At 58.2% G+C, this 25,073-nt stretch carries 27 protein-coding genes and 3 tRNA genes; 15 read left to right on the top strand and 15 right to left on the bottom strand.

The genetic code is table 11. The features are described 5' to 3' along the window. Nucleotides 1-247: 247 nt before the first annotated feature. The 4 genes from IG616_RS00335 to IG616_RS00320 all read right to left on the bottom strand — a co-directional run bounded on the left by IG616_RS00335 (nucleotide 248) and on the right by IG616_RS00320 (nucleotide 4,086). Nucleotides 248-2,290: a M3 family metallopeptidase gene (locus IG616_RS00335; protein ID WP_192145333.1), complete on the bottom strand. Its 2,043-nt coding sequence runs from the start codon at nucleotides 2,288-2,290 to the stop codon at nucleotides 248-250. Nucleotides 2,291-2,383: 93 nt separating this feature from the next. After that, on the bottom strand, nucleotides 2,384-3,031 hold the full coding sequence (locus IG616_RS00330; protein ID WP_192145331.1) for an AAA family ATPase: 648 nt from the start codon (nucleotides 3,029-3,031) through the stop codon (nucleotides 2,384-2,386). Between the two features lie 15 nt (nucleotides 3,032-3,046). Further along, nucleotides 3,047-3,445, bottom strand: coding sequence for a DUF2306 domain-containing protein (locus IG616_RS00325; protein WP_192145329.1), 399 nt, complete (start codon nucleotides 3,443-3,445; stop codon nucleotides 3,047-3,049). Between the two features lie 14 nt (nucleotides 3,446-3,459). Then, complete coding sequence (locus IG616_RS00320) at nucleotides 3,460-4,086, bottom strand: pyridoxamine 5'-phosphate oxidase family protein (RefSeq protein WP_192145327.1); 627 nt, start codon at nucleotides 4,084-4,086, stop codon at nucleotides 3,460-3,462. Nucleotides 4,087-4,570: 484 nt separating this feature from the next. Between IG616_RS00320 and IG616_RS00315 the strand changes: the two genes are divergently transcribed. The 7 genes from IG616_RS00315 (at nucleotide 4,571) to IG616_RS00285 (ending at nucleotide 11,962) form a co-directional block, all read left to right on the top strand. Then, entirely contained in the window at nucleotides 4,571-5,917 is a 1,347-nt protein-coding gene (locus IG616_RS00315) for a substrate-binding protein (protein ID WP_192145325.1), read from the top strand. A 104-nt stretch (nucleotides 5,918-6,021) separates the two neighbouring features. Further along, entirely contained in the window at nucleotides 6,022-7,050 is a 1,029-nt protein-coding gene (locus IG616_RS00310) for a branched-chain amino acid ABC transporter permease (RefSeq protein ID WP_192145323.1), read from the top strand. 5 nt (nucleotides 7,051-7,055) lie between these two features. Continuing rightward, nucleotides 7,056-8,189, top strand: coding sequence for a branched-chain amino acid ABC transporter permease (locus IG616_RS00305; protein WP_192145321.1), 1,134 nt, complete (start codon nucleotides 7,056-7,058; stop codon nucleotides 8,187-8,189). Between the two features lie 20 nt (nucleotides 8,190-8,209). Then, nucleotides 8,210-8,965, top strand: a complete 756-nt coding sequence (locus IG616_RS00300; RefSeq protein ID WP_192145319.1) for an ABC transporter ATP-binding protein — start codon at nucleotides 8,210-8,212, stop codon at nucleotides 8,963-8,965. Further along, nucleotides 8,962-9,741: an ABC transporter ATP-binding protein gene (locus tag IG616_RS00295; protein ID WP_192145317.1), complete on the top strand. Its 780-nt coding sequence runs from the start codon at nucleotides 8,962-8,964 to the stop codon at nucleotides 9,739-9,741. The genes IG616_RS00300 and IG616_RS00295 overlap by 4 nt, the downstream gene beginning before the upstream one ends. 121 nt (nucleotides 9,742-9,862) lie before the next feature. Next, on the top strand, nucleotides 9,863-10,819 hold the full coding sequence (gene lhpI / locus IG616_RS00290) for a bifunctional Delta(1)-pyrroline-2-carboxylate/Delta(1)-piperideine-2-carboxylate reductase (RefSeq protein ID WP_192145315.1): 957 nt from the start codon (nucleotides 9,863-9,865) through the stop codon (nucleotides 10,817-10,819). Between the two features lie 42 nt (nucleotides 10,820-10,861). Beyond that, entirely contained in the window at nucleotides 10,862-11,962 is a 1,101-nt protein-coding gene (locus IG616_RS00285; RefSeq protein ID WP_192145313.1) for a calcium:cation antiporter, read from the top strand. A 9-nt stretch (nucleotides 11,963-11,971) separates the two neighbouring features. Here IG616_RS00285 and IG616_RS00280 read toward each other — a convergent pair whose 3' ends face one another. The 5 genes from IG616_RS00280 to IG616_RS00260 all read right to left on the bottom strand — a co-directional run bounded on the left by IG616_RS00280 (nucleotide 11,972) and on the right by IG616_RS00260 (nucleotide 15,642). Further along, complete coding sequence (locus tag IG616_RS00280) at nucleotides 11,972-12,796, bottom strand: GNAT family N-acetyltransferase (RefSeq protein ID WP_192146602.1); 825 nt, start codon at nucleotides 12,794-12,796, stop codon at nucleotides 11,972-11,974. Between the two features lie 182 nt (nucleotides 12,797-12,978). Then, a complete protein-coding gene (locus IG616_RS00275) occupies nucleotides 12,979-13,248 on the bottom strand; it encodes a hypothetical protein (protein ID WP_192145311.1) in 270 nt (89 codons plus the stop codon). Between the two features lie 450 nt (nucleotides 13,249-13,698). Beyond that, a complete protein-coding gene (locus tag IG616_RS00270; RefSeq protein WP_192145309.1) occupies nucleotides 13,699-14,604 on the bottom strand; it encodes a lysyl endopeptidase in 906 nt (301 codons plus the stop codon). A gap of 401 nt (nucleotides 14,605-15,005) precedes the next feature. Further along, nucleotides 15,006-15,080: transfer RNA gene (locus tag IG616_RS00265), tRNA-Glu, on the bottom strand. Nucleotides 15,081-15,201: 121 nt separating this feature from the next. Then, nucleotides 15,202-15,642, bottom strand: coding sequence for a VOC family protein (locus IG616_RS00260; RefSeq protein WP_192145307.1), 441 nt, complete (start codon nucleotides 15,640-15,642; stop codon nucleotides 15,202-15,204). A 114-nt stretch (nucleotides 15,643-15,756) separates the two neighbouring features. On the opposite strand from IG616_RS00260, the gene IG616_RS00255 reads away from it, so the two are divergent. The 5 genes from IG616_RS00255 (at nucleotide 15,757) to IG616_RS00235 (ending at nucleotide 19,742) form a co-directional block, all read left to right on the top strand. After that, nucleotides 15,757-16,539, top strand: coding sequence for an SIR2 family NAD-dependent protein deacylase (locus tag IG616_RS00255; RefSeq protein WP_192145305.1), 783 nt, complete (start codon nucleotides 15,757-15,759; stop codon nucleotides 16,537-16,539). A 162-nt stretch (nucleotides 16,540-16,701) separates the two neighbouring features. After that, nucleotides 16,702-17,280: a cold-shock protein gene (locus IG616_RS00250; protein ID WP_192145303.1), complete on the top strand. Its 579-nt coding sequence runs from the start codon at nucleotides 16,702-16,704 to the stop codon at nucleotides 17,278-17,280. 225 nt (nucleotides 17,281-17,505) lie between these two features. After that, nucleotides 17,506-18,048 carry a DUF192 domain-containing protein gene (locus IG616_RS00245; protein WP_192145301.1) on the top strand — a complete coding sequence of 181 codons (543 nt, stop codon included), beginning with the start codon at nucleotides 17,506-17,508 and terminating at the stop codon, nucleotides 18,046-18,048. Nucleotides 18,049-18,388: 340 nt separating this feature from the next. Then, nucleotides 18,389-18,465, top strand: a tRNA-Pro gene (locus IG616_RS00240). Between the two features lie 551 nt (nucleotides 18,466-19,016). After that, nucleotides 19,017-19,742 carry a hypothetical protein gene (locus tag IG616_RS00235; protein WP_192145298.1) on the top strand — a complete coding sequence of 242 codons (726 nt, stop codon included), beginning with the start codon at nucleotides 19,017-19,019 and terminating at the stop codon, nucleotides 19,740-19,742. Here IG616_RS00235 and IG616_RS00230 read toward each other — a convergent pair. Together IG616_RS00230 and IG616_RS00225 are read right to left on the bottom strand one after the other, a co-directional pair. After that, a complete protein-coding gene (locus IG616_RS00230) occupies nucleotides 19,717-20,151 on the bottom strand; it encodes a hypothetical protein (RefSeq protein ID WP_209007201.1) in 435 nt (144 codons plus the stop codon). The genes IG616_RS00235 and IG616_RS00230 overlap by 26 nt on opposite strands. 91 nt (nucleotides 20,152-20,242) lie before the next feature. Beyond that, nucleotides 20,243-20,476, bottom strand: a complete 234-nt coding sequence (locus tag IG616_RS00225) for a hypothetical protein (RefSeq protein WP_192145294.1) — start codon at nucleotides 20,474-20,476, stop codon at nucleotides 20,243-20,245. A gap of 284 nt (nucleotides 20,477-20,760) precedes the next feature. Between IG616_RS00225 and IG616_RS00220 the strand changes: the two genes are divergently transcribed. Continuing rightward, nucleotides 20,761-21,066, top strand: coding sequence for an ETC complex I subunit (locus IG616_RS00220; protein ID WP_192145292.1), 306 nt, complete (start codon nucleotides 20,761-20,763; stop codon nucleotides 21,064-21,066). 50 nt (nucleotides 21,067-21,116) lie between these two features. Next, nucleotides 21,117-21,193 (top strand) — tRNA-Arg (locus IG616_RS00215). A gap of 507 nt (nucleotides 21,194-21,700) precedes the next feature. On the opposite strand, the gene IG616_RS00210 is transcribed toward IG616_RS00215, so the two are convergent. Beyond that, on the bottom strand, nucleotides 21,701-21,937 hold the full coding sequence (locus IG616_RS00210) for a hypothetical protein (protein WP_192145290.1): 237 nt from the start codon (nucleotides 21,935-21,937) through the stop codon (nucleotides 21,701-21,703). 94 nt (nucleotides 21,938-22,031) lie between these two features. Beyond that, the gene (locus IG616_RS00205; protein ID WP_192145288.1) at nucleotides 22,032-22,250 is read right to left on the bottom strand and encodes a hypothetical protein; all 219 of its coding nucleotides are present in this window, start codon (nucleotides 22,248-22,250) and stop codon (nucleotides 22,032-22,034) included. Between the two features lie 145 nt (nucleotides 22,251-22,395). Here IG616_RS00205 and IG616_RS00200 point away from each other — a divergent pair, with 145 nt between their 5' ends. After that, nucleotides 22,396-24,159 carry a BTAD domain-containing putative transcriptional regulator gene (locus IG616_RS00200; protein WP_192145286.1) on the top strand — a complete coding sequence of 588 codons (1,764 nt, stop codon included), beginning with the start codon at nucleotides 22,396-22,398 and terminating at the stop codon, nucleotides 24,157-24,159. Here IG616_RS00200 and IG616_RS00195 read toward each other — a convergent pair. Then, a complete protein-coding gene (locus tag IG616_RS00195; RefSeq protein WP_192145284.1) occupies nucleotides 24,152-24,520 on the bottom strand; it encodes a hypothetical protein in 369 nt (122 codons plus the stop codon). The two genes, IG616_RS00200 and IG616_RS00195, sit on opposite strands and share 8 nt — an antisense overlap. A 105-nt stretch (nucleotides 24,521-24,625) precedes the next feature. Further along, nucleotides 24,626-24,895, bottom strand: a complete 270-nt coding sequence (locus IG616_RS00190) for a hypothetical protein (protein ID WP_192145282.1) — start codon at nucleotides 24,893-24,895, stop codon at nucleotides 24,626-24,628. Nucleotides 24,896-25,073: the final 178 nt, after the last annotated feature.

The raw sequence follows: 25,073 nt of genomic DNA, 5'->3' as shown, positions 1-25,073 counted from the left end.
CCGTTAGATCGGGACGGGCGAGGGTGCTGGCAAACCTCTCAACTCGTCATCCCGGACGCAGCGAAGCGGAGATCCGGGACCGGTGAGTCGAGGTATTTCGGTATGCAACTCTCTTAAACTGATAGTCTTTTGGCTCACCGGTCCCGGCTCGCGCTCCGCTTGGCCGGGATGACTATCTCAGCTTTTGTACCTTTGTCAGCAGTCTGACCCGTCCCGTTAGATCGGGACGGGCCTTGGCGAGTGTGTCTCAGGCGGCGAGACCCCGGCCCTTCAGAAGCGCGTCGATCTTGGGCGCCCGTCCGCGGAAGGCCTCATAGGCTTCTGCCGGATCCGGCTTGCCGCCTGCGGAATAGATGTTGGTGTAGAGCCGTTCTGCTGCTGCCCGATCGAAGACGTTGCCGGCTTCCTCGAAGGCCCCGAAGGCATCCGCATCCATCACTTCCGACCACATGTAGCTGTAGTAGCCGGCCGAGTAGCCTTCACCTGCAAAAGCATGGGCAAAATGCGGGATCCGGTGGCGCATGGTGATGGAGGAGGGCATGTCCAGCTCCTCCAGGGATTCGCGCTCATACTCAGTGACATCAAGGCCTTCCGGCTTTTCGATGAGATGGAGATTCAGGTCGATCAGGGCGCAGGACGTGTATTCGACCGTCGCAAAACCCTGATTGAAATTCTCCGCCGCCTTCAATTTGTCGAGCAGCGCCTTGGGCATCGGCTCGCCGGTCTTGTAGTGGGTGGCGAAGCGCGACAGCACTTCCGGTTGGCCCAGCCAGTGCTCATAGAGCTGGGAGGGCAGTTCGACGAAATCGCGGGCGACGGAAGTGCCGGAAATCATCGGATAGGTCACATTTGACAGGAGCCCGTGCAGGCCATGGCCGAACTCATGGAAGAGGGTGCGGGCATCGTCGAAGGTCAGAAGGGTCGCCTCGCCGGGAGCGCCCTTTGAGAAGTTCATCACATTGACGATGATCGGGGTGACCTCGCCCTTCAGCTTGTGCTGGGAGCGGAAGGCACTCATCCAGGCGCCGGAGCGCTTGGAGGGACGAGCAAAATAGTCGCCAAGGAAAAGCCCGGCGTGATTGCCGTCCCGGTCCTTCATTTCAAAGACGCGCACATCCGGGTGATAGACCGTAATATCCTTGCGCTCTTCAAAGGTGACACCGAATAGCTGCGTCGCCGTGTCGAAGGCGGCGTCGATGATCCGGTCGAGCTGCAGATAGGGCTTCAGTTCGGCTTCATCGAGGTCGAATTCCGCCTTGCGGACCTTTTCCGCATAGTGGCGCCAGTCCCAAGGCGCGATCTGGAAGTTGCCGCCTTCGGCGCGCGCCGCTTCCGTCAGCTTGGCTTCTTCTTCCTTGGCGCGGGCAAGGGCTGGCGTCCAGACCTTGGTCAGAAGCTCGCGGACGGCTTCCGGCGTCTTGGCCATGGTGTCGTCGAGCTTGTAGTGGGCATAGCTCTCGAAACCGAGCAGCCGGGCCTTCTCGTTGCGCAAGGAAAGAGTCCTTTCGACGATTTCCCGGTTGTCCGTCTCTCCGCCACCTTCTCCGCGCGCGCTCCAGGCCCGGAAGGCGGTCTCGCGCAAGGGGCGGTTGGTGGAGAATTGCAGGAACGGTTCGATCAGGGAGCGGGACAGCGTGATGACATACTTGCCTTCCAGACCGCGCTCGCGGGCAGCCTCAGCGGCGGCTGCAATCAGAAAGTCCGGGAGACCTGCGAGATCGGCTTCGCCTTCCAGCACCAGCTTGTAGTCCGCTTCGTCCTTCAGGACGTTCTGGGCGAAGCTGGTTCCAAGGCTTGCCAGTTCCTGCGAGATTTCGGCAATCCGGGTCTTGCCGTCTGCATCAAGCCCGGCGCCGGCGCGCTGGAACATCTTGTGATAGCGCTCAAGCACCTTCAGGGCTTCTGCGTCGAGGCCAAGGGTCTCGCGAGCCTCCCAAAGCGCGTCGATGCGTTTGAACAGGGCCTCGTTCAGGACGGTTTCCGATCCATGCTTGGCGAATTTCGGAGCCATCTCCCGCTCCAGAGCCTGAAGTTCCGGATTGGTGTGCGCACCGGTCAGATTGTAGAAGGTCCGTGCTGCGCGGGACAGACGCTCGCCAGCGGTCTCCAGGGCCACGATCGTGTTCTGGAAGGTCGGTGCTTCAAGGCTGTCCGCGATTGCATCGATCTCTGCCCGGGCTTCGGTCATGCCGGTGTCGAAGGCTTCCTTGAAATGGGCTGGAGCGATTTCGGCGAAGGGCGGAACTTCAAAGGGCGTGGACCAGTCGGCGAGAAGCGGATTGTGAGACATGTGGTGTCTTTAGCCTTGTTCGTTCGGGCCGATGGGAAGGGCCGCGAGGGTTTGATGGTGTCCTGTGTCCGGCCGGGGAACCGGTATTGCCCATCAAGATAGAGGCTCGGGCCGGGCTCTCCAACTGCCTGTTTCGGTTTGCCGCAGTCTTTCAAGGGTTTCCATCACGAAGGCCGCCCGTTCCGGCACCGTTGCTTTCGGAATGAGGAGAGGCTGGTATCCAAGCCCCCGGTAGGCCTCCATCAGTGCCTCGTATTCCCGGAGAGCTTCTGACAAGTCCTTCTGCCTCTCGCCGTCATCCTCGTAGATCTCCGGCCAGGGCGGGGTCATCAGAACCACCGGGCAATATCTGTAAATCTCCAGCATCCTGCCGAGATGGGCCGGTGTCTCCAGGCCCCGATAGGCAAGGTAGGACACAACATCGACAAGGGAGCGGTCAAAGATCACGGGTTGACCGTTTGCGGGCAGGGTGTCCGGGGAAAGGCTGTTGAAGTGATAGGCGTAGCGGGAGGCCGCGAGTTCGACGAAACGCAAGGGATCAACCCAGGGAAGTCCGGTTCCGCCGATGGCTTCCTCCTCCCGCACGATCTGACGCCCAGCCTCGGGGACGACCTTGCAGCCCGCCTCAGACAGAGCCGCCAGGAGCGTCGATTTTCCCGAGCCGGAACATCCGGACAGAACGATCAGGCGGTTGCTGCCGCAAAGAGCCGGATTGCCTGCGGTGTAAGTGTCTTCGAGCATGGGGTTTCCGGTGTTTCAGGAACCGAACACGACGTGATGCATGATCCGGCCAGGAAGCAGCGTGAAGAGCCCGGCAACGATCAGAGCCCAGAAATAGAGTGATCTCATGATCGCCCTGTGCGTCGTGATTTTGCCGGATCTGGCTGCCGCGATGGCCCGCGGCACGGCGATCAGCGTTGCGATCGAGAGAATATGAATCGGGCTGAAGGGGCCGAGCAGGCGGATCTCGTGAATGAACAGGCTGGAGGCTGCCGTCCAGAGCATCAGGGCAATCCAAAGATAGCCGGTGATCTTGTGCAGGAAGGTCCCCTTCGGCAGGGCCAGCTGCAAAGCGCCGGAGAGCAGGGCCGCCAAGGCGGCAAACGCATGGGTGGCGATAACGGGGCCAGCTTGGAGCAGTGGCGTCAATGTCATCGCCGGGTCCTCACTCACCACATGGACTTCGCCGCGCGGCCCGGCCACTCGTCATCATAGACCTTGCCATCCACTTCGCCTGAGGACATGTCCTCGAGAATCTGGCCCGGGGTGGGGAGTGATGCCGGATCGATATGTTTCGATGGGTCCCAAAGGCCAGCCCGCAGCACCGCACGGCCGCATTGGAAGTAGATCTCGTCCACGGTGATGACGATAACGCTGCGTGGCGCCTTGCCATCCATGCTGAGGCTATCCAGAAGGGCGGGGCCGGCGGACAGTTTGGCCGTGCCGTTGACGCGCAGGGTCGAAAGGGATCCAGGGATCAGCATCATCAGCGCGACCCTCGGGTCCCGCACGATGTTTCTCAAGGAGTCGATCCTGTTGTTGCCGCGCCGGTCGGGCATCAGCAGTGTCTTGTCATCCTGGATGATCACACAGGTGCCCGCATCCCCGCGGGGAGAGCAATCGAGCCCTTCCGGTCCGCTGGTGGCAAGGGCGCAAAAGGATGAGGCCTCGATCATCTGCCGATAGGCAGGAGTGACCCGGTCGGCCACTTTGGCTGTGGATGTCACCGCGGGGCGGCCATAGAGAGCTTCAAGCTGGTCAAGGGTTTCGATCAGAGCGGGAGAACTCAATGTCATCTCCGGGAATCGGGAGGATTCAGTTGGGGACGGAACACTAACGCGCCCATCACTTGATGCAAAGAACCGAGAGCAGGTTGTGAAAAATTCCCGGACCAACGCGTAGAAGATTAGTCTAATAGACTTTCGAATAATGCGGGTTTATTGCGTTGCGGAATATGGCGTAAAATTATGCTTAAGTGAGATGGAATAGCATTTATGTCTCAGCGTTTTGGTTGAAGTGGCGAATGTTGCAATGCGGAATAAAGGCTATTTATTTTATTTTCTGGTGTATTCCTGAAGAAAATATGACGAGAATCCGAATGTATCACGCCGATAGTCGTATTGCAGGATTGAAGAGCTCCTTTCTACAGTAATGGCAGCTTGCATTCCTTGTGGCTGAGGGGCCGGACATCCGGCTGGGAAGTTGCCATGGGGTGCGCTGGCGGCCTGCGGAGGTGCCGCAGGTATCCATGTAGGCAACGGGCCTTTCTGGGAGGAAAGCATGACCCTTACTCGTAAACCGCTTAGCCGCCGTTCTATTCTGCGTTCCGGCGCAGCTGGCGGTCTTGTTCTTGCGACCCCGACGATCTTTACCAGCCGTGCCTGGTCGGCCGGTTATCTGAACGAGCCGATGGGCGACACCGTGACGCTCGGCTTCAATGTGCCACAGACCGGCGCCTATGCCGATGAAGGTGCCGACGAGCTGCGCGCCTATCAGCTGGCCGTCAAGCACCTAAATGGTGAGGGTGACGGCGGCATGCTCAACACCTTCTCGTCCAAGGCTCTGGGCGGCAACGGTGTGAATGGCAAGAAAGTCGCCTTCGTCACCGGTGATACGCAGACTAAGTCTGATGCGGCCCGCGCGTCTGCCAAGCGTATGATCGAGAAGGATGGCGCTGTCATGATTACCGGCGGCTCGTCCTCCGGTGTGGCAATCGCCGTGCAGTCGCTCTGCCAGGAAGCCGGCGTCATCTTCATGGCTGGCCTGACCCACTCCAATGACACGACCGGCAAGGACCGCCGCGCCAACGGCTTCCGTCACTTCTTCAACACGGAAATGTCCGGCGCAGCACTGGCTCCGGTGCTGAAGAATGCCTATGGCGAAGGCCGCAAGGTCTATCACCTGACGGCGGACTACACCTGGGGATGGTCTCAGGAAGGCTCGATCCAGAAGTACACCGAACCCTTCGGCTGGGAAACGGTTGCCGCTGTCCGTACACCGGTGGGAGCCGGTGACTACTCGCAGTACATCACGCCCATCCTGAATTCGGGCGCTGACACGCTTGTCCTCAACCACTATGGCAAGGACATGGTGAACTCCCTGTCTCAGGCCGTTCAGTTTGGTCTGCGCGATAAGGAAGTGAACGGCAAGCCGTTCGTGATCGTCGTGCCGCTGTTCTCGCGCCTGATGGCTCAGGGGGCGGGCGACGCCATCAAGGGCATTTTCGGCTCCACCAACTGGCACTGGTCCCTGCAGGACGCTGGCTCCCAGGCCTTCGTGAAGTCCTTCGGACAGGAATACGGCTTCCCGCCGAGCCAGGCAGCCCATACCTGCTATGTGCAGGCTCTGCTCTATGCAGATGCAGCGCAGCGCGCCGGCACCTTCATGCCGAGCGCTGTCGGTGCCGCGCTGGAAGGCTTTGAGTTTGACGGTCTGGGCAATGGCCCAACCCTTTACCGCGCTGCCGACCACCAGTGCTTCAAGGATGTTCTGGTCGTGAAGGGTAAAGAAAACCCGTCCTCGCAGTTCGACCTTCTCGAAGTGGTGGAAATCACCCCGCGTGCTCAGGTCGAATATCCCGCCGACATGCTCGGTGGTGAGCTGGGCTCCTACAACAACGGAGTCTAAGCGCGTTTTAATCCTGACGGCCGCCCGGATCGGGCGGCCGTTCCTTATTCCCGGGAGTTTCAGCTGCCGGGATGGTTTCTGGTCAGCAAATGGCGGCAGATCCGATGGATGTTCTTCTTCTTCAATTGCTTAACGGACTGGACAAGGGCGGCGCCTACGCGCTGATCGCTCTTGGCCTGACCCTCATCTTCGGCACGCTCGGCGTCGTGAACTTTGCCCATGGCGCATTGTTCATGCTTGGCGCGTTCTGCGCGGTCTCCTTCAACAAGCTGATTACGCTGCAGAAAATCACGATCGACCCGACAAAGACCACGGCTTGGGGCTCGCCGCTTGAAGTGCGGACTCCCTATGCGGAAGCCATGTTCGGCGACTTCGGCATTTGGATCGTGAACTACTCGGTTCCTGTCTCAATCCTGCTCGCCATACCGGTCATGCTGCTGGTCGGCTTTGTCATGGAACGCGGCCTGATCAAGCACTTCTATAACCGGCCCCATGCAGACCAGATCCTTGTCACTTTTGGCCTTGCGATTGTGCTGCAGGAAATCATCAAGGCTATCTTCGGTGCCAACCCGCTGCCGCAAACTGCCCCGGACGCCGTGCGCGGCGCCGCCGATATAGGGGCAATGCTCGGCCTCCAGGCCGGTGCCATTGTCTATCCCTGGTGGCGCATGGTCTATCTGCTGTTTGCCGCGGGCATCATCGCTGGTGTGTTTGCGTTCCTGCAGTTCACGACCTTCGGCATGGTGGTGCGCGCAGGTATGGCCGACCGTGAAACCGTGGGGCTTCTCGGCATCAACATCGAACGGCGTTTTACCATCGTCTTTGCGATTGCCGCAGTCGTTGCCGGTCTGGCCGGTGTGATGTACACGCCGATCCTGCCGCCGGACTATCACATTGGCATGGACTTTCTCGTGCTGTCGTTCGTCGTGGTTGTCGTGGGGGGCATGGGGTCTCTCCCGGGCGCTGTTGCCGCCGGGTTCCTCCTGGGTATTCTCCAATCTTTTGCCTCCATGAATGAGGTGAAGGAGATCCTGCCGGGTATCGACCAGATCATTATCTATCTTGTTGCTGTGGTCATCCTCCTCGTGCGTCCGCGCGGGTTGATGGGCCGCAGAGGTGTCATGGAGAACTAAGAACAATGAGCACGACACCAACTTCCTCCCGCGACTTGCTGATGTTCGCCGTCTTTGCCGTTGCCGTGCTGACCATGCCATTCTGGCTGGCGCCGATCGGGGCAGGGTATCCGGATCTCCTGCAGAAATTCGCGATCTACGGTCTCTTTGCTACCGGCTTCAACCTGTTGTTTGGTCTGACCGGATATCTCTCCTTCGGCCATGCGGCTTTTCTCGGGGTCGGATCCTACACTGCGGTCTGGTCATTTAAGCTGCTCGGCATGAATCCGGTGCCTGCCGTCATCCTGGCGGTTGTGACCTCGGGCGTCTTTGCGATGGCCATCGGCTTCGTCAGTCTGCGGCGTTCGGGGATCTACTTTTCCATCCTGACGCTCGCATTCGCCCAGATGTCCTACAATCTGGCCTACTCGGTGCTGACCCCAATCACCAACGGCGAAACAGGATTGCGGGTTCTGCGCACCGATCCGCGTCTGTTCGATGCTGCAAGCCAGGGCGATGCTCCGCTGGTCTCGACCCTGTTCGGGGTGGAAATGAACGGCTATCCCGGCTTCTATTTCTGCGCGGTGCTGCTGATCATCGGGTTCTTCATCGCCCAGCGGATTTTCCGCTCACCTTTCGGCACCATGCTCAGGGCGGTGAAGTCCAACCAGAACCGGATGAACTACACGGGCCTCAATCCGCGCCCCTACACGCTGGCTGCCTTCGTTATTTCCGGCATGTACGCCGGTCTTGCGGGCGCACTGCTTTGCATCACCGATCCGCTGGCCGGCGCCGAGCGCATGCAGTGGACGGCCTCCGGTGAGGTGGTCCTAATGACTATCCTCGGCGGCATGGGCACATTGCTTGGGCCGATCCTTGGGGCAGGGCTTATCAAGTATTTCGAGAATATCTTCTCGGCCTTCAATGATCAGACCCTGCACAGCATCTTCGGCTTCCTGCCGGACTTTCTGGAGACGCCTGTTGTCGCAATCACGGGACTTTTCGTGGGTGAAGGCTGGCATCTGACGCTTGGCGTGCTCTTCATGCTGATCGTCATTTTCCTGCCGGGCGGCATCATGGAAGGCTTCAGCCGGATCGGGCGGGTGTTCCGCCGGTCCTCCGGCGCGAAGGGCTCTCATCAGACTGCACCTGCCGAATAACGCCGGAAAAGGGAACGACAATGGAAATTCTCAAGGTTCAGGGCGTCAACAAGGCCTTTGGCGGTCTAAGAGCTCTCAATGATGTGAATCTCTCCGTGGAGGAGGGAACCGTTCACGCCATCATCGGCCCGAATGGGGCAGGCAAATCCACCTTGCTCAACTGCTTCGTCGGCCGCCTGATCCCGGACACCGGATCGGTCATGTTCGGAAACACCTCGCTCATCGGCCTGAAAGCCCATGAGATCAACCAGGCAGGTGTGTCGCGGGTGTTCCAGACGCCTGAGATCTTCGGGGATCTGACGCTTCTGGAAAACATCATGATCCCGACCATGGCCCGGCGGGATGGTGAGTTCGCGCTGAAAGCCTGGGGGCGGGTCGATCAGGACTCGGAAGTCCGCGACCGCTCCATGCATATGCTGGAGGATGTCGGTCTTGCTTCGAAGAAGGACATGATCGCCGGCAGCCTCTCGCGCGGCGACAAGCGGCGCCTGGAGCTCGCCATGTGCCTGGTTCAGGATCCCAAGCTTCTGCTTCTGGATGAACCGACCGCCGGCATGTCCCGGGCGGACACCAACAATACAATCGACCTTTTGAAGCGGATCGGCGAACGGGGCATCACCAAGATCGTTATCGAGCACGACATGCATGTGGTGTTCTCCCTGGCAAACAAGATCAGCGTTCTGGCCCAGGGCACGGTTATCGCCGAAGGATCGCCTCAGGACATCAAGGGCGACCCGCGCGTTCAGGAAGCCTATCTCGGAGGAGCGCATCTATGACCCTTTTGGACGAAAAGCTCGCTGGCCGCACCGCGCCGGGCGTGGCGCCGGTCAGGCCGCAGGGCGGTGCGCCGGCTTTCTTCTCCGCCTGGGACCTTCACGCCTATTATGGCGAGAGCTATATCGTTCAGGGTGTGCGGTTTGACGTCAGGGAGGGCGAAATCCTTGCTCTTCTGGGCCGGAACGGGGCGGGCAAGACTTCGACCCTGCGCACCATTGCCCGGATGGACAATCCGCGCCTGACCCATGGCGAGATCTGGCTGGATCACCAGCCGCTGCATGAGATGAAAAGCTATCAGGCGTCCCGCTGCGGCGTCGGCCTGGTGCCGGAGGACCGGCGGATCATTCCAGGTCTGACCGTTCAGGAAAATCTCGAGCTTGCCCAGATCGCCGAGCCCAAGGGCTGGTCGATCGAGCGGATCTATGATCACTTCCCGCGCCTTGCCGAACGGCGCAACCAGGAGGGGATCACCATGTCCGGCGGTGAGCAGCAGATGCTGGCCATTGCCCGGGTGCTGGCCCGGGACATCAAGCTGCTGCTTCTGGACGAGCCCTATGAGGGCCTGGCGCCGGTGATCGTGCATGAGATCGAGCGCATCCTGGAAGGGGTGAAGGAGCTCGGCATCACGACGATCATCGTGGAGCAGAACGCGATTGCCGCCCTGCATCTGGCGGACCGTGCGGTGATCCTGGACATGGGCGAAGTCGTTTTCGACGGAGCCGCTCAGGAGGTGCTCGATAATGCCGAGTTGCGGCAGGAATATCTGGCGATCTGATCCGGACCGGGCCAGGAGGTGCCGGAACCAGGCGCGACTCAGCGTCAAGACGTGATAAGGAAAACCGGTGCCATTTGGCGCCGGTTTTCTTGTTTCTGCGTTGCAATTGGAGTCTTGACGCATGCTGACCCTTTCCGCGGAAGAGACCCGTAATGTCCTGCCGTTCGACAGGTTGATCGAGGCTTTGCGGTCCATGTTCAAGGCAGGATGCGTCATGCCCTTGCGCCACCATCACCAGATGGAAGTGCCGGGCGAGGAGACGGCAACACTGCTGCTCATGCCCGCCTGGCTGCCCGGCGCCTATTCCGGCGTGAAGATTGTCAATGTCGTGCCGGGCAATTCCGCCAGAGGGCTGCCCGCAGTCGCGGCTCAGTATCTCCTGTCTGATGGCCGGACGGGTGAAATGCTGGCACTCGTGGACGGTGGTGAGCTCACTGCCCGTAGAACCGCGGCGGCTTCAGCACTTGCAGCCGGATATCTTGCCCGCAAAGATGCGTCTCACCTGGTCGTCGCCGGAACCGGCCGTGTGGCGGTCAACCTGGCGGCCGCCCACAAGGCGGTGCGGCCAATTGAGAAAGTAACGGTCTGGGGCAGGTCGCTTGTCAAGGCGGAAGCCGCCGCTGCCGAGATTGCCTCTGCATGCGGGGTCGAAACAATGGTTTCCGCCGATCTGGAAAGCGCCGTGAAAACGGCGGATATCGTCAGCGCCGCGACCTTGTCGCAAAAGCCTCTGATCCTGGGAGCCTGGCTGCAGCCAGGAACCCATGTCGACCTCATCGGTGCCTTCCGCCCGGATATGCGTGAGAGTGATGACGAGGCCGTGCGCCGCAGTTCTGTTTTTGCCGATACGAGGGAAGGGGCGGGAACCGAGGGCGGAGATCTGGCGCAACCGCTCGCGTCCGGTGTGCTGAAACCGCAGGATGTTTTGGCAGATCTTTACGACTTGTGCCGCAATGATCATCCGGGGCGCCGTTTTGACGGCGAGATCACGCTGTTCAAATCGGTTGGCGCGGCTCTTGAAGATCTTGCGGGAGCCGTTCTTGCCTATGAAACGGCGGTAGCTGAACGCAGGCGGTAGCGCAGCGCATAGGCGCGGGGGCGTGGCGCGTAAGGGGGAATAATGAGCACCATCCGGTATGAGCTGCCTTCCATTGTGGGGTTTCTGCTTTTCGGTATCTTCCACATCTTTGCAGACCATCTCCATCCGGATGCCATAGGCCTGACGGCTTCCCTTCTGGTGCTTGCCTTTCTGTTCGCCGTGATGGTGTGGTGCTCTTTCTCCGTGGTGCGACATGCAGGAGGGCTTGCAACGCTTCTCGGCGAGCCCTACGGCACTCTAATTCTGACCCTTGCGGTTACCGGAATCGAGGTTGCACTGATCTCGGCGGTGATGCTGTCCGGCGATGCAAAGCCGACCCTGGCGAGGGAGACGATGTTCTCCGTCGTCATGATCGTTCTGACCGGGCTGGTCGGGCTTTGCCTTCTGCTCGGCGGATTGCGGCAGAAAGCTCAGGAATACAATCTGCAGGGCGCAAACGCATTCCTGTCAGTCCTGATACCGCTCGCCGTCCTCGCACTGGTTCTGCCGCGCGTGACGCCATCGGCCCCCGGCGGGGAACTGTCCACCTTGCAGACGATTTTTGATATCGTAATGTCCGTGGTGCTTTACGGTGTGTTTCTGATCATCCTCACCAAGACCCACAGTGATCTTTTCCGGCAACCGGGCGCAGCACCTGGAGAGGAAGAGCATCACGGTGGAGCGGTCCGCTCGGTCGGATTTCATGTGGCTGGCCTTTTCGGCGCCTTGCTGCCGATCATCCTCCTCGCCGAAACGCTGGCCGAGTATGCCGATCATGGCATTCACGAGATCGGCGCGCCGGTTGCACTCGGCGGTTTCCTGGTCGCAGTGCTCATCCTGATGCCGGAGGGCGTCAGTGCCATCAAGGCAGCCAGGGAAAACAAGCTGCAGCGTTCGATCAACATCTGCCTTGGCGCGGCTCTTGCCACCATCGGCCTGACTGTGCCTGCGGTTCTGGCCATTGGCTGGCTGACAAACAAAACCGTCGAACTGGGCCTCGACGTCGAGGATATCGTCCTGCTGATCCTGACGCTGTTCCTGAGTTCGGTGACCTTCGGCAGCCGCCAGACCAACTATCTTCAGGGGGCCGTGCATCTGGCCCTGTTCGGCGCCTATGTGATGATGATCTTTGATCTGGCGTGAAGCCTGTGCCTATCCCAGTTCGAAAGTCGTGATGCCGTAGGTTCTGTCCAGCGGCAGGCTGGGGGCGGGGCCCTTGTACATCCGGGCGGTTTCGAATTCTGCCGACAGGTCATACCGCTGTGCGAGGTCCTGGGCGTGCTGGTTTGGCTCCGGTATGTCCAGGTAGACCGTCTGGCCCTTGACCTGTCCGGCGAGCGCCCGGAACAGGCTGTCGGCAACTTCCGGAGTGTCGGCAAAGAGCGGGCCGATCTTAAAGCCCTCCTGGCATTGGCGGATTACCCCGTATCCCATCAATTTGCCATCTTCCATGAAGACGAAACCGCGGCGTGTTGCGGCATTCGGCGCGCACCAGACCTTCAAGAACTCTGTGCGGTCATCGGGAAAGAAGCTCCGGTCATAGTCGCGCACTGAGGCAAAGATGCCCAGTCCGAGCGGGGAAAGGCGCGGGTCCATCGGCGTGTCAGCCGTAGCAAGCCCGCCCATGCGGATGTTGCGGTGGGCCAGCTGAAAGCCGGATTTGCGGTAGTTGTCCTGCTGGTCAATGACCCCATCCAGACCGATCGTGCGGCCTTCCAGGTGCTGGATCGCGCGGGTCCAGGTTGCAAGCCCATAGCCCTTTCCACGCAGACTTTTGCGGCAGATGTAGAAGCCGATGAAACCGTAGCTTTCGCCATAGCGTACTGCAGAGATAGACGTGACCGGTTCTCCGTTCAGAACGCCGGCTAAGAAGCCTTCGGGATCAGCGGCCAGAAAGGCATTCAAGTCACCCAGTCCGGGATTCCAGCCTTCGCTGGCGGCCCAGTCTATGGCCAATTCGAGATCCGGGGCTCCCATGGTCCGGATTTCAAAAACATCTGCCAAGGAAGCCTCCCGTTTTTGCTAAAAAGCACCGCATGTTCGGGTGAACGCACGGTGCTCTAGTACTTTATAACGGGCTTTCTACCAAGCAAAAGCGTTTTGGTAGCCTCCCAACATGCTTGAGACGCTACCGTCAATTGATTAAGGCCTCACTTAAGTCAACTTCCGCAGCTGATAAATAGACCAGCAGCTGGACCATTTTGTGGAATTAATACGCTTATCTGATAGTTTTTGGGGTCAGAGCAGGCTGTGAACGCTAGAGACTGCATCGTATCACTGCTTGGATTGTAATAATAGGCGCTCCCCCCGGCCACATTCAGCCATATCCCTGGCTGTCCGTCGACTTTTGAGCAGCCCAATACTTTATCCCAAGTTCCTTCTGCTGTGGCTGAGCTTTTTACATCGATACTATTTTTAATGAGATCCATGATTCTATCCTTAGACTATGCTGGTTTTGAATGCACTTAGGCGCATGAAAACTAGCATGTGAGGGGTGCTTCATGAAACTTAAAGTTGCATATTCGGTTAATTATATCTTTACGTGTATTTTGATATAGTTAGATCAAAGCTTGGGATCGAGCATCCTTCGCTCTCTTTCTGCTATGCGAATGAGCGCAATGATTTTCCTTCGGCCGCAATGAGGGAGAATGAACCAACAAGTCGGCTTTTAAAGGTTCAGAAGTCGTTTCATCTCATGTGCTCTCAGGATTGAGATATCTCGAAACGGCTGGCTTGGGGGCCTTTATCGGAAATCGACTGAAAGCCCGCCGCAATAGCCGGTAAGGTGCTCTAAGTAAGTCAAGTGAATGACTTACAGCTATTACTGTCTTTGGCCTGCAGGCACTCCCGGTGCTGTGAGCGGAGGAATGCCTGCAATATCAGCTTAAGCCATTGATGATGGCGTCGGCGTAGGCCTGGCTGCCCATGGCAACACCGCCTCCGCAAGCGCCTGAACCTTCGCATTTTTGAATGTCGTCATAGAGCCAGATGAAGCCGCCGCCGATGCCGGTCGATTTCCAGCCCGCGAAGGTGGATTGGATGGAGGAGGGGCACTGGCCTTGTGAACAACCATTGCCGTTGATGCACCACAGGCCAGGAAAAACGAAACCGGCGGCGTCGAAGCCGGATCCCATCGCGGTCTGTATGGCGCTGATCCAGCTGCTGGGATCGTTTCCCGCACCGCCTGCATAGCATTGCAGATTGAAGCCAGTCACAAGGCCGGGAGTGGCAGTGTTCAGCGCCTTCAGGCAATTGGTCCAAAAGCTCGTGTTGGTATAGGGGCAGAAGGTGACGTTGAAGCCGATGGCGTAAAGCATATTGGCGAAGGCGATTGTCGTCGGCTCGTCGTAAAGCGTTTCGTCATCGAAATCGATGGCATCAATGGTCGGGATGGCTGCCTTCAGGGCGGCGAAGTTCTGGTAGAGAACGGTGCCTGTTCCCGTTTGCGGGTTGTTGGGATAATCGGACGGCGACGGGAAAATCAGTTGCTTGAGATTTGGAAAATCCTGAACGCCCCATCCGCCGACTGAGAAAATCAGGCGGTTGACCGAGGTCTGCCCCTGCTTGAGGTCGGCAAGCAAACCCGGCCAGGCTGGATCTCCGGCATAGGCGCCGTTTTGCACCAGCACGTTGGTCGGATCGTTGAACACCAGATCGGCATTTGCCTGGATATGCATGGCCCAGGCAACGACTGTGGTGAATTGCGATGCTTTCAAGTCATCGATGACGGCTTGGCCTCCCGTATAGAAAGGCCCTCCGCCATAAATTGCGGACATAACGCTCATGAACTCCTCCCTTGATCAAGACCGGTCTAAGGCAACGAGTGAGCAGACGCGCGAGGCAGTCATCATTCGATATGGTGTTCAAAATTCGGTTCAATTCGGCGCCGGTCAAAAAATATTGCTGGTGGCCGCCGGCAGATAAGCGCGAATGCAAGATTAAACTTTAGATTGTTCTGATCGCCAGTCAAACTTTAAAGTGTTCAGTTCGCGATTGATCACGGCACAGCGTGAGCGCCACGGAAGGACGGGGCGCGCATCGGTGCAAGGGGAAGGCGGAAACTGTGGAGGCATAAAGCCAGAGGAGCCGGAACTTGTCAGCATCCTATCCGCCGGCAGAAGCCGCCAGCAGAGGCAACAGGCCGCTTGACACTTAAAACTATGTTTTTTTGGGGGGGGAGAATGAGTGGTACGCCCAAGGGGAATCGAACCCCTGTTTTCGCCGTGAAAGGGCGACGTCCTGACCGCTAGACGATGGGCGCACGGTCGACGCGGCTGCGTCGTGGGGAGGCTTATAGGCATAAATTTCGGAGCCTGCAAGCCTGTTTTGTCACAAAAAGAAAAGGGCCGGAAGAACCGGCCCTTCCTGTGGATGAATGGGGTTTACCATTCGCCCGTGTTGGGCATGGAAACCCAGGGTTCTGCGGGTTCGAGAGCGCTGCCCTTCTGCAGGATCTCAAAGGAGATGTTGTCCGGCGAGCGGACGAATGCCATGCGGCCATCGCGCGGCGGGCGGTTGATGACGATGCCCTTCTCCTGCAGTGACGCGCAGTATTCGTAGACGTTGTCCACCTCATACGCCAAATGGCCGAAGTTGCGGCCGCCGGTGTAGGTTTCCGGATCCCAATTATAAGTCAGTTCCAGCAAGGGAGCTGCATTGGCCTTGCCCGATTCAATGTCTTCGGAGGCTGCCAGGAAGACAAGTGTGAAGCGGCCGCCTTCGTTTTCAATCCGGCGGACTTCGGTCATGCCCATCTTGTTGCAGTAGAAGTCGAGCGACTCGTCCAGATTGGTGACGCGGACCATGGTGTGCAGATATCGCATATTGTGCCCCTCAAGAGGTTTGCGTGAAATGAGGTCCGGGGAGCTGAACGCACCCGGATGGTCTGATATCGGACCCGGGAAAACCGGCTCCGTAAAACTGGCAGGGACCGCACTATGACAGAAATCACAGAGGTTCTCACCGCAAGGGCGGAACTCCAGGCGATCCTTAGCGCGAAAGATAGGGCGGGAGATCCCTTGCGGCTAGTGGTCATGACAGGAGCCGGAATTTCGACGGAATCCGGCATCCCGGATTTCCGCTCTCCGGGCGGGCTATGGTCGAAGATAGAGCCTGTGACCTATCAGGATTTCGTTCGCGATGAGCGCGCGCGCCTGGAAGACTGGCGCCGCCGGTTCGAGATGAAACGGATTTTCGACGCCGCAGAGCCCAATGCTGCCCACCGCGTTCTGGCCGGGCTTGCCCGCTCCGGCCGGCTGGACCTCCTGATCACCCAGAATGTCGACGGCCTTCATCAGCGCAGCGGTGTGCCGGAGGACAGGCTGGTGGAGATTCACGGCAACAGCACCTATGCCACTTGCCTGGACTGCGGTGCCAAGGCGGAACTGGCTGAGGCTGAGGCGGCCTGGAAGTCGGGACACACCCCGAACTGCTCTGCCTGTGGTGGGTTGCTCAAGGCTGCGGTCATCAGTTTCGGTCAGGCCATGCCGGAGGACAAGCAGAGCCGGGCTGCGGAGGCCGCTGCCAATGCGGATGTCTTTCTGGCGGTCGGCTCTTCTCTGGTGGTTCAGCCAGCCGCGCAATTGCCGGTGATCGCAGCGCGTCATGGCGCTGAGCTCATCATCATCAACCGGGAGAAGACACCTCTGGATGATCTTGCAAGCACCCTCATTCGTCCCGGAATTGCAGAGGTTTTCTGCGGTTTGGATCAATCCTGCTAGACGATTTCCCCAATTGGTTTGGGATTACTGCGACAAACACCCTTCTCGGTATGGGGCAGGGTGTTATCCTTTCGTTAGGAATCAATCCGTGCGTGAGTCGCAATTGTGTCTCTTTCGCGCTCTGGATTGTATGTATGCGGACCAGAAGCGAGGCAATTGGCTATGGGGGGAAAGACGTTCACGGATCCCCGTGCGATCGAGGCGGTCGAGGATCTCTCGCTTGACGTGATCGAAGTTGCCGGATCGATCAAGTGGTTCGATGTCGCCAAGGGATACGGCTTCATTGTGCCTGATAGCGGGGAAGGCGATATTCTTCTTCACGTGACCTGCCTCCGGCGCGATGGTTTCCAGACAGCCTATGAAGGCGCTCGGGTTGTTTGCGAAGTGCTGGACCGGCCGCGTGGCCTTCAGGCATTCCGCATCCTGTCCATGGACGAATCCACCGCACTGCATCCGTCCCAGCTTCCGCCTTCTCGCACCCATGTTCAGGTCGTGGCCGAAAGCGGCTTCGAGAAAGCGACCGTGAAGTGGTTCAACCGGGTCAAGGGATTTGGTTTCCTGACCCAGGGCGAGGGCACCGAGGACATTTTCATTCACATGGAAACCCTGCGCCGCTTCGGTATTGCCGAGCTGCGCCCCGGTCAGGACGTGATGGTCCGGTTCGGTGCTGGCCCCAAGGGCAGCATGGCGGCGGAAATCCGTCCGCTGGGCCAGGGAACGCACATCCCCTCATCTCATTGACCCTTGCGATGGCATAAGGCCATTGCAGATTTGTCTTTGGAAGGGACTGGCCCGATGGCTGGTCCTTTTTTCACATCCGCGCCTGCCATTTCATGGCCACAAGCAGCACCGATGCTGCTGGTCTTGAACAGGGCTGGCGGCTATAGAAAGGCTGAAATGGAACGGTCCTGTTTCGCGGGATCTGGAGCTGGAGGTGTCTGTCTCTGGCGGCAAGGAGAAATCAGCATGGCAGTTGTGTTTCAGGCGCCCGGCCGGAAAGAGGTCCGGTCTTTCTCCCGCCGCGTCTTGCCAGTTCTAAGCCTGTGTCTTGCCTTGAGCCTCGGTGTGATCTGCGGACTTGCCGGTCCCGCCAGCCGGTCTGCTGCCCATGCGCAAGACCTGAAGCTGCCGGTTGAAACGCTCACCGTTACGGCATCCGGCAAGGACCACGTCTTTGAGGTGGAAGTGGCAGACACGGATGAGGAGCGGGCGCTGGGGCTGATGTACCGGGAAGAGATGCCGGAAGATCACGGCATGCTGTTCGTCTTTCCGGAAGCGGGAGACCGCTATTTCTGGATGAAGAACACGCCGCTGCCGCTTGATATCATTTTTGCATCGGAAACCGGTAAGGTAGTGCATGTCGCCGCCAACACCACGCCTTTTTCAGAGCGGATCATCCCGTCCAACGGCAACGCAAAATATGTTCTGGAGCTGAATGCCGGCATGGCCAAGCGTCTCGGCATCGGTCCGGGCAGCAAACTGGCCTCTTCCTCGATCACAGCACCCTGACTGCTTTTCAGGACGGCCTATCCGGCGCCGGGGATGCTTGATCGCTCTTCTCTTTTGCTGCGTTTTCGCACGGTTTGATCTGAACGCAAAAAATGCGCGGCCTATGGGAGAGAGCTGCGGAAAAAAGTTTGGTGCGGCTGCGAAGGGGCAGGCCAACGGTTTGGAAACCCCGGAATGGTTGGGCCAACCAGCTCCGGCGAAGTGAGTGAGCGAGCAAAGCGGTCTGTCCGGGACCGATCCGGGACACTTTCGCAGCAAAGTTCGTGGATGGTCTGATTTTCCGGTTTTGTTCGGCCTTGACGAAGGCCTGCCGGGTGGATACACCCAAGCGCATCAACGTCGGGGCATAGCGCAGCCTGGTAGCGCATCTGGTTTGGGACCAGAGGGTCGCAAGTTCGAATCTTGCTGCCCCGACCAACTCTTCTCCCGAAGACATTTCCGTTGTTTCTGCAGGGTGGTCCAATAGACCGGTCACGGACTTGCCGTGAGCGTTGAATTTGTTGGCGCCGTTTTCAAGAATTTCAGAAGTGCCGCCAGCGCTTCCAGAGCCATACGAATCTGCAAGCGGTATATATTCCATTGGTTGTGGCGCTTCGTGCCTAAAGACGGGCGTTTGTCAGCCGTTCCTCTGAAATTTCAGTGAATTCCGGTTCTTTGAACAGAAGGCCTGTTGATGAGCCTGTCTGAGCTGAAAAACTCAGATCAGCGCATGCCTGATTGGGAGGCTTCTGTCTCAATCGTTCTCAGAATGACTTAGGAATCAAACTGATAGGGCCAGGATCTCATGTCTTGAGGTGCTTGGCGCCTGCCGCCTCAGTGCCGGTTCGAGGAGATGTGGTCCGGGTAACTGCCGCCTCGGCGTGATCAGAGTACTCGCCAATATTTTCATTGGAGAAAATGACGATATCCGTTTCCGGACTTTTCATAGGACCAGAAGTTGAGCACGATGCCCGCAACGAATTGAAACCATGAAAGAAAGCTGGCTGGGGATCGTGCAGGTGGAGCAGATCGGTGATGAAACACTGGATGTGACTAGGGCTGCCGGGCTCCTGCAGCAGCAGATCCGTGCGGCTGGGCTGAAGCTGCGCGAAAGCACGGACTTCACCTTGTTCGAGGACACAATCCGGGCAACGGAAGACAAGTATCTGATGGAGGACTTCTCCACGCGGTTCTTCGATCTTCACGGCACCTCAGCCTTCTGGATCGGGGCCTGGGACAGCGCGGGGGAGCCTGTTTCGGTGCAGGCGGCCAAGCTGGAGGATCTGCGGGACCGGAGCCTTGGCCAGTACTGGCAGCAGCAGCAGCGGCGCATCTTCGTCGACCCGGGTGCACAGGCGGAGCTGGGCGAGGATCATGCTCATGATGCCTTCTTCATGCGGGGCAAGATCGTCTATCATGGGAACCTGTGGCTGCGCCGCGATTCCCGGGGCAAGGGCCTCGCGGAGGCACTAACGCAGCTCGGTTTTCTGATTTCGCTGCTGAAGTGGTCTCCGGACTACTTGTATGGGCTCATGGCTGCGCAGAGCGCGAAAAAGGGCTTCGGTATAAGGGTTGGCTACCGCAGGTTTGTGCCACGCGGAACGCACTGGATCACCGCCCCAGGTCATATCCGTCCTGATGACTGGCTGGTTTACTCAAACCGGAATGATCTGGTGACCTTGGCCCGGACTATAATTGCTGAAGATCTTGAATGACGCCGAAATAGGCGCAGAAGCGGCGGTCTGAATTTGGCGTTGGCCGGAGCGCGACGATCAGACGTTCAAACGCGATGTCGAGAATCTTTCCGCCCACATTCAGCCTTGTGCGCGCGTAGCCGTAATAAGGCTGCTCTTCAAGCGCGTAACGGTAGGCCTCAGCCGAGGCATGTTCCAGCTCCGGATCGGGGGTGCGTAACTCTTCATCGTGCTGCATGGCCCATTCTTCGCCAAAGAGGATCCGCTGGCTCGACCGGCGGCCCACATAGAAGATCGGGGGAGGGGTGAGATTATCTATCTTGTCGGAGCACAAGCTGAGGTAAGGCATATGTTCACGCAACTTCTCGGACACAAGCCCGGAAGACGACATCATGCTCTCGTAAAAGGCCGAAAGCTGCGGGTCAGCCAAGCCTTTCTCTATCGCATCTGTGCCCAGCTGTGTGAACACTGTCCGGTTGCGTGTCAGCAAATCACCTGCGGTCCTTACGCATGCGGCTTGTCTATTTCGAAAAAGCCTTTAACAGCAAGGAAACAATACCGCAGAATTCTTCTCTTGTCTCCCGGCTTAACTCGCGAACGTTATTAACTTCATAATCCAGGGTGAGGATCATGTCCCACATCTCGGTTAGATTGTGCTTGTCCACCTCGCTTTTGAGGGTGGCGAGTTCCCGGTCCTCAGGCTGGACATGTTCGTGGACGTATTCCGCACTTTTGAAATAAGGCGACATCTGCATAGGAATCGTTCTTCTTCCGGGCTTCTCAGGATCCTTGTTCTTCTAATCCTAGAAGCAACCTCCATCTTAGAAAACAAATCGCATATTACACCCTGAGTTGCAATTTTTTTGATGGGTCCATCGTTTCCGCTGGTTAACTTCGGGTAATTGGCGCATGAGATAGTGGGCATATGCGGCTGCGGTGTTGACTTCGCGGTCAAAGGCGGGAAAAACCAAGCCATGGAAAATGCCGGGCCCCTGATCCGACCATAGGTCCCGTGCTGATTGAAGAGGAACGAGCAGCTATGGTTGCGCGCATCTATCGTCCGGCCAAGACGGCCATGCAGTCCGGCAAGGGCAAGACCCAGCGCTGGATTCTTGATTATGAGCCTGAAACTGCACGGTCGGTTGAACCTCTGATGGGCTATACATCTTCCTCGGACATGAAGCAGCAGATCCGCCTGTTCTTTGAGGATCGGGAAGAGGCTGTTGCCTACGCCAAACGCAACGGTATTCCGTTCCGCGTGGAAGAGCCGCGCGAACGCACGGTCCGCGGTGCGTCCTATTCCGATAATTTCAAATTCAGCCGGATTGCTCCCTGGACTCACTGAGGTCGTCAATCCGCGCTTTGGCCGGGGCTGCTCCTGCATCCCGTGCCCACGGCCCCGTAGCTCAGCTGGATAGAGCACTCGCCTTCTAAGCGAATGGTCGCAGGTTCGAATCCTGCCGGGGTCGCCACCTCCCTTTGAATTGTTATCAAGTCCAATGACTTAACCGCAGGTGCGGCGAAATATTTCGCCAAGATGCGGCGGGGCTCGTTGTGCTTCTGATCCAGCATGTGACACACGCGCTCCGCCAAGCGGAGCCTTTCTTCGCGCGCTTCATTGGATAGCCAGCGCCGCCGGAGATCGGAAATTACAGCCCCAGCCTGGCACAGCTCAGTGTTTTTTCCAGCCGGAGCGGACTGACTGGAGGGGATACGCCGTCAGGCGATTGTAGTGATGGGAATGGGGCGGCAGAGGCGGGGCGCTTGCTTGGAGATGAGTTTGGCGCGAGGGGCATTCTTCGCGACAGACGCCGGAGATTGACCGCAGAGGGGTTTCCTAACGCAAAGGGCCAGCCAACAATGCTGGCCAGCCCTCCTGTGCTGTCTGGTCTCAAATACCTAAAACACGGCTAAAATTTGAGATTGTCCGGCAGGTCTGCGCGGGGAAGCAGTCTGACGGTTGCTCAAATGCCGGGAAGTCAGTCCCGCGCCGGCGATCCGACGGTCAGCGGAGTGATCTTGGCCTTGAGCGCCATGTTCATCTCCTGAGAATCTTCGTCCAGCGCGTTCAGAGCCAGGTCGAGCAGATAGGCGCAGAACACCCGTCCGTCTTTTTCGGCTTCGCGCTTGGTGAAGAAAATCATGCGCTTCAGCGTCTCATCCGCAGATTCGATTTCGCCGGCTTTGATCGTATCGCTAGCAGGTGAGTTGGACATGAAGGACACCCATTGTTTCAAGTTCTTTGAAAGGGACCTGGAAAGGCCGGTTGTATCAATTCTGCCGGAAGGGTGGACGCAGCCTCGTTCGTTATCACCCATCAAGCAGCATTCGTGAAAGATCGGTTCTTTGCGTGAAATTAGCGTGATAAATAGAGTTTGAAATCAAACCGTTTTCGGTATCTTTGGTTAACAGATGGCGATGGATGTGTCCCTGTCTTTCTGGAGGCGATATGGCCCGGGCCTTCAAAATCAAAACCTTTGGTGTGCCGGAGCTGAAAACCGCTTCCGGCGGCACGCTTCTGCTGGCCACGCGAAAAGCCCTGGCAATTCTCGCTTTTCTCTCAAGAAGTCAAGGGTATACGGCCACTCGTGAAGGTTTGGCTGACCTCTTCTGGAGCAATGCGAGCCGGGAAAAAGCAGCTCAATCCCTTCGCCAGGCACTGCGGCAGATTAGGGTGGCTTTGCCCGGGGAGGGGCTGCCAGTTGTTTCTGCCGACAAGAATTACGTTGCCATGAACCCTCAGGTGATCTTCACCGATCTCATGGAGGTCGAGGGATTACTGAAGTCTGGCCTTGCCGCAGATTTTGCCTCTGCCGCCGCGATCATGACCGGCCCCTTCCTTGGCGGGTTTGAGTCCATCGATCCGCATTTCGCCGAATGGTTGCAAGTCGAGAGGCGGAGGGTTGAGGACGATCTGATCTCGAAGGCTCTCAAGGCCGTAGGGGATCTCCGTCCGGCGGAACATGCCGTTCGGATCGAGGCTGGCGCGCGTTTTATTCTGCAGATCGATGCGAGTCATGAGCGAGCCCACCAGATCCTGATCAGTGCCTTGCTGGCGGCAGGGAGGCGGGCGGAAGCAGAGCAGCAACTGGAAATCTGCAAGACGGAGCTGAAGGCGGCTTTGGATGTGCAGCCGGAGCAGTCGACCCTTGCGTTGCTGGCCGCCTCTCCAGACCGCTCTGCGGCGATCCAGACTTCTGAAGTTCCCTATGCAACTCCCGGAGCCCTGGTCGGTGAGAGCGCGGATCTTGTCGAACTTCCGGAACTGACCATTGTCCGGCTGGGGGCGGGGACGGAACAGTCACCTTTCGCGCTTTCGGCGCTGGATGAGATCCGCACATCCCTGGCCGCTTACCGGAACCTGGACCTCTATGACCATTCCCTGACATTGGATGGCGGTTCCAACTGGGAGCTGACGCGGGTGGAGGCCGGAGAGCTCGGCAGTTTTCTGCTCCGGTTCCGGCACGATCCCATAACGGCGTGCTTGTATCTGCAGCTGGAGCGCCGGGACTCGGGCAGGGTCCAGTTCAACGAGGTGATCGACCTCGGCCGGATCCGCGACATTGAAGACTTGAAGGCTTCCTGCTTCCAGGCTGTCGACCGGATTCAGGGCCATATCATCGGCAGGCTCCGCTCGCGACCTGGTACGGCACCTTTCAGCCGGTGGTGCCAGGCGGAGGCGCTGCTGTGGGAGTTCAGCCTCAGTTCGGATCAAAGCGCTCTGAAAATCCTGGATGAATTGACGTCAACTCATCCCTCCTTTTCGTTGCCTCACGCAGGCAAGACCTCGGTGATCCTCAAAAGGCTTATGTATTATCCGCTCCATACGGGAGTGCGCGCGACTCCGGATGATGCCGTGGCCTGTGGTGAGCGCGCTGTGCTTTTGGATCCCTGGCAGGTTTTCGCCCAAAGGATCAACGGTTGGGCTCTGACCGTTGCAGGCCAGGCCTCCGAAGCGCGGAAGTCATTTGCCGAGGCTGAGAGGCTGAACCCGCGCGATCCCTTCAATCTGATGTCTGTGGCCGAAGGCTATGGGTTCGTTGGAGATGTTGAGCGCGCCAAGCGGCTTGCGGACAGCGCCCTGGCCAAAGTTTCGGCGACACCCAGGGTCTTTTATGAATATCTGGGTAACATTCACTTTTCAGTCGGCGAATATGCCCAGGCCGCCGATATGTTGAGCCGGGCTCCCAATGACAGCATCGTTGCGCTCGTAACGCGCATTTCTGCGCTGCTTAAGCAAGGTGATACGGTTCAGGCGCACCGGGTGCTGGATCTTTTGCGGACCAGGGCGCTGGCGCGCCCGCCGTCGCATGACGTGAGCGGCAACGATGTCATCAAGACATGGCTGCAGCACACGAACATGTATCAAAACCCGGACGCCAGAAGCGCATATGCCGATGGCGGGCGTTTCGTTCTCTCAAGCCTGAATATCAATTGAGCTGTCTTGCGTTGAGGCTGTCCGCATCCTCCGGTGTCGTTTCCGGTCCGGTCCTCCCAAGCATGCTGCCGCAGGCACTCATGAGGCTGTCTGCAAGGCTCGTTAGATATTCCGGGTCGCGCTTGGCAAGCTTCTCCTGATTGAGCCGCCAGGGGATGACGACAGGCTCCTCCTTGCCGGTCTGTGTGACGGACACTTTGAAATTGAACAGGCTGACTGTTGTTTCAGGCAGACCCGCGCGCCGCAGTTCCCCGGCAGGGTCTGATTTCAATCGCCGTTCAGCGTCCGGATCCGTTGCAGCGTTTGCGAGCAACCTGCCGAGCGCAAGAATATTCTTCTGATAAACTGGGAACCGGGCCATGTTTGCTCTCCTTATGGAGTGCCGCAGGCGCCGCCTGGCGAAGCCTGCTTTTTTGAAACGAGGGTGGCTACGCGGGTGAGCTCCCGCGTAGCCATCGCGCTCTTCTCATTCCGGCAGGATGTCGTACATGCAGTTTCCAAGAGCGCGGCGGCCGATTTCCATCAGATAGGCTTCGTCGCCCTGTGCGATGCGCTCCGCATCGAGATCGGCCGGCACCACCAGGTGGACTGTATCTGCAGTGTCTGCGAGAACGGAGAGGCCGCTGTCTGCTGACAGGCGGTCCGTAAGAGCTTCACGCCCGGTGGTGCTCTGGATCATCGCGCCCATCTTAGCTGCAAATTCAAGCTTTTCCGTGTTAGAATAAGCGGTAGACATGATGATACCTCATATTTTGAAGGATAAAATGGCATTGTTCGATTTTAGTGGTCGTGCATTTTGATTTTTGCATCATATGCATTTCCACTTTCTTCGATTTGACTTTAATTCTTCTATTTAATCAGAATTTTTAGTCGCTTCGATTTAAAAATACTTCGACTTGTTGTAATGAAAATCA

The sequence above is a fragment of the Roseibium litorale genome, assembly GCF_014842915.1.
Lineage (GTDB): Bacteria > Pseudomonadota > Alphaproteobacteria > Rhizobiales > Stappiaceae > Roseibium > Roseibium litorale.
Note: the sequence above shows the minus strand (reverse complement) of the source record. Positions and strands in the feature narration are given on the sequence as shown.

Excerpts from the sequence above, each read along its gene's own strand:
- IG616_RS00335 (WP_192145333.1), bottom strand. The coding sequence starts at position 2,290 with ATGTCTCACAATCCGCTTCTCGCCGACTGGTCCACGCCCTTTGAAGTT.
- IG616_RS00330 (WP_192145331.1), bottom strand. The coding sequence starts at position 3,031 with ATGCTCGAAGACACTTACACCGCAGGCAATCCGGCTCTTTGCGGCAGC.
- IG616_RS00325 (WP_192145329.1), bottom strand. The coding sequence starts at position 3,445 with ATGACATTGACGCCACTGCTCCAAGCTGGCCCCGTTATCGCCACCCAT.
- IG616_RS00320 (WP_192145327.1), bottom strand. The coding sequence starts at position 4,086 with ATGACATTGAGTTCTCCCGCTCTGATCGAAACCCTTGACCAGCTTGAA.
- IG616_RS00315 (WP_192145325.1), top strand. The coding sequence starts at position 4,571 with ATGACCCTTACTCGTAAACCGCTTAGCCGCCGTTCTATTCTGCGTTCC.
- IG616_RS00310 (WP_192145323.1), top strand. The coding sequence starts at position 6,022 with ATGGATGTTCTTCTTCTTCAATTGCTTAACGGACTGGACAAGGGCGGC.
- IG616_RS00305 (WP_192145321.1), top strand. The coding sequence starts at position 7,056 with ATGAGCACGACACCAACTTCCTCCCGCGACTTGCTGATGTTCGCCGTC.
- IG616_RS00300 (WP_192145319.1), top strand. The coding sequence starts at position 8,210 with ATGGAAATTCTCAAGGTTCAGGGCGTCAACAAGGCCTTTGGCGGTCTA.
- IG616_RS00295 (WP_192145317.1), top strand. The coding sequence starts at position 8,962 with ATGACCCTTTTGGACGAAAAGCTCGCTGGCCGCACCGCGCCGGGCGTG.
- lhpI (WP_192145315.1), top strand. The coding sequence starts at position 9,863 with ATGCTGACCCTTTCCGCGGAAGAGACCCGTAATGTCCTGCCGTTCGAC.
- IG616_RS00285 (WP_192145313.1), top strand. The coding sequence starts at position 10,862 with ATGAGCACCATCCGGTATGAGCTGCCTTCCATTGTGGGGTTTCTGCTT.
- IG616_RS00280 (WP_192146602.1), bottom strand. The coding sequence starts at position 12,796 with ATGGGAGCCCCGGATCTCGAATTGGCCATAGACTGGGCCGCCAGCGAA.
- IG616_RS00275 (WP_192145311.1), bottom strand. The coding sequence starts at position 13,248 with ATGGATCTCATTAAAAATAGTATCGATGTAAAAAGCTCAGCCACAGCA.
- IG616_RS00270 (WP_192145309.1), bottom strand. The coding sequence starts at position 14,604 with ATGAGCGTTATGTCCGCAATTTATGGCGGAGGGCCTTTCTATACGGGA.
- IG616_RS00260 (WP_192145307.1), bottom strand. The coding sequence starts at position 15,642 with ATGCGATATCTGCACACCATGGTCCGCGTCACCAATCTGGACGAGTCG.
- IG616_RS00255 (WP_192145305.1), top strand. The coding sequence starts at position 15,757 with ATGACAGAAATCACAGAGGTTCTCACCGCAAGGGCGGAACTCCAGGCG.
- IG616_RS00250 (WP_192145303.1), top strand. The coding sequence starts at position 16,702 with ATGGGGGGAAAGACGTTCACGGATCCCCGTGCGATCGAGGCGGTCGAG.
- IG616_RS00245 (WP_192145301.1), top strand. The coding sequence starts at position 17,506 with ATGGCAGTTGTGTTTCAGGCGCCCGGCCGGAAAGAGGTCCGGTCTTTC.
- IG616_RS00235 (WP_192145298.1), top strand. The coding sequence starts at position 19,017 with ATGAAAGAAAGCTGGCTGGGGATCGTGCAGGTGGAGCAGATCGGTGAT.
- IG616_RS00225 (WP_192145294.1), bottom strand. The coding sequence starts at position 20,476 with ATGCAGATGTCGCCTTATTTCAAAAGTGCGGAATACGTCCACGAACAT.
- IG616_RS00220 (WP_192145292.1), top strand. The coding sequence starts at position 20,761 with ATGGTTGCGCGCATCTATCGTCCGGCCAAGACGGCCATGCAGTCCGGC.
- IG616_RS00210 (WP_192145290.1), bottom strand. The coding sequence starts at position 21,937 with ATGTCCAACTCACCTGCTAGCGATACGATCAAAGCCGGCGAAATCGAA.
- IG616_RS00195 (WP_192145284.1), bottom strand. The coding sequence starts at position 24,520 with ATGGCCCGGTTCCCAGTTTATCAGAAGAATATTCTTGCGCTCGGCAGG.
- IG616_RS00190 (WP_192145282.1), bottom strand. The coding sequence starts at position 24,895 with ATGTCTACCGCTTATTCTAACACGGAAAAGCTTGAATTTGCAGCTAAG.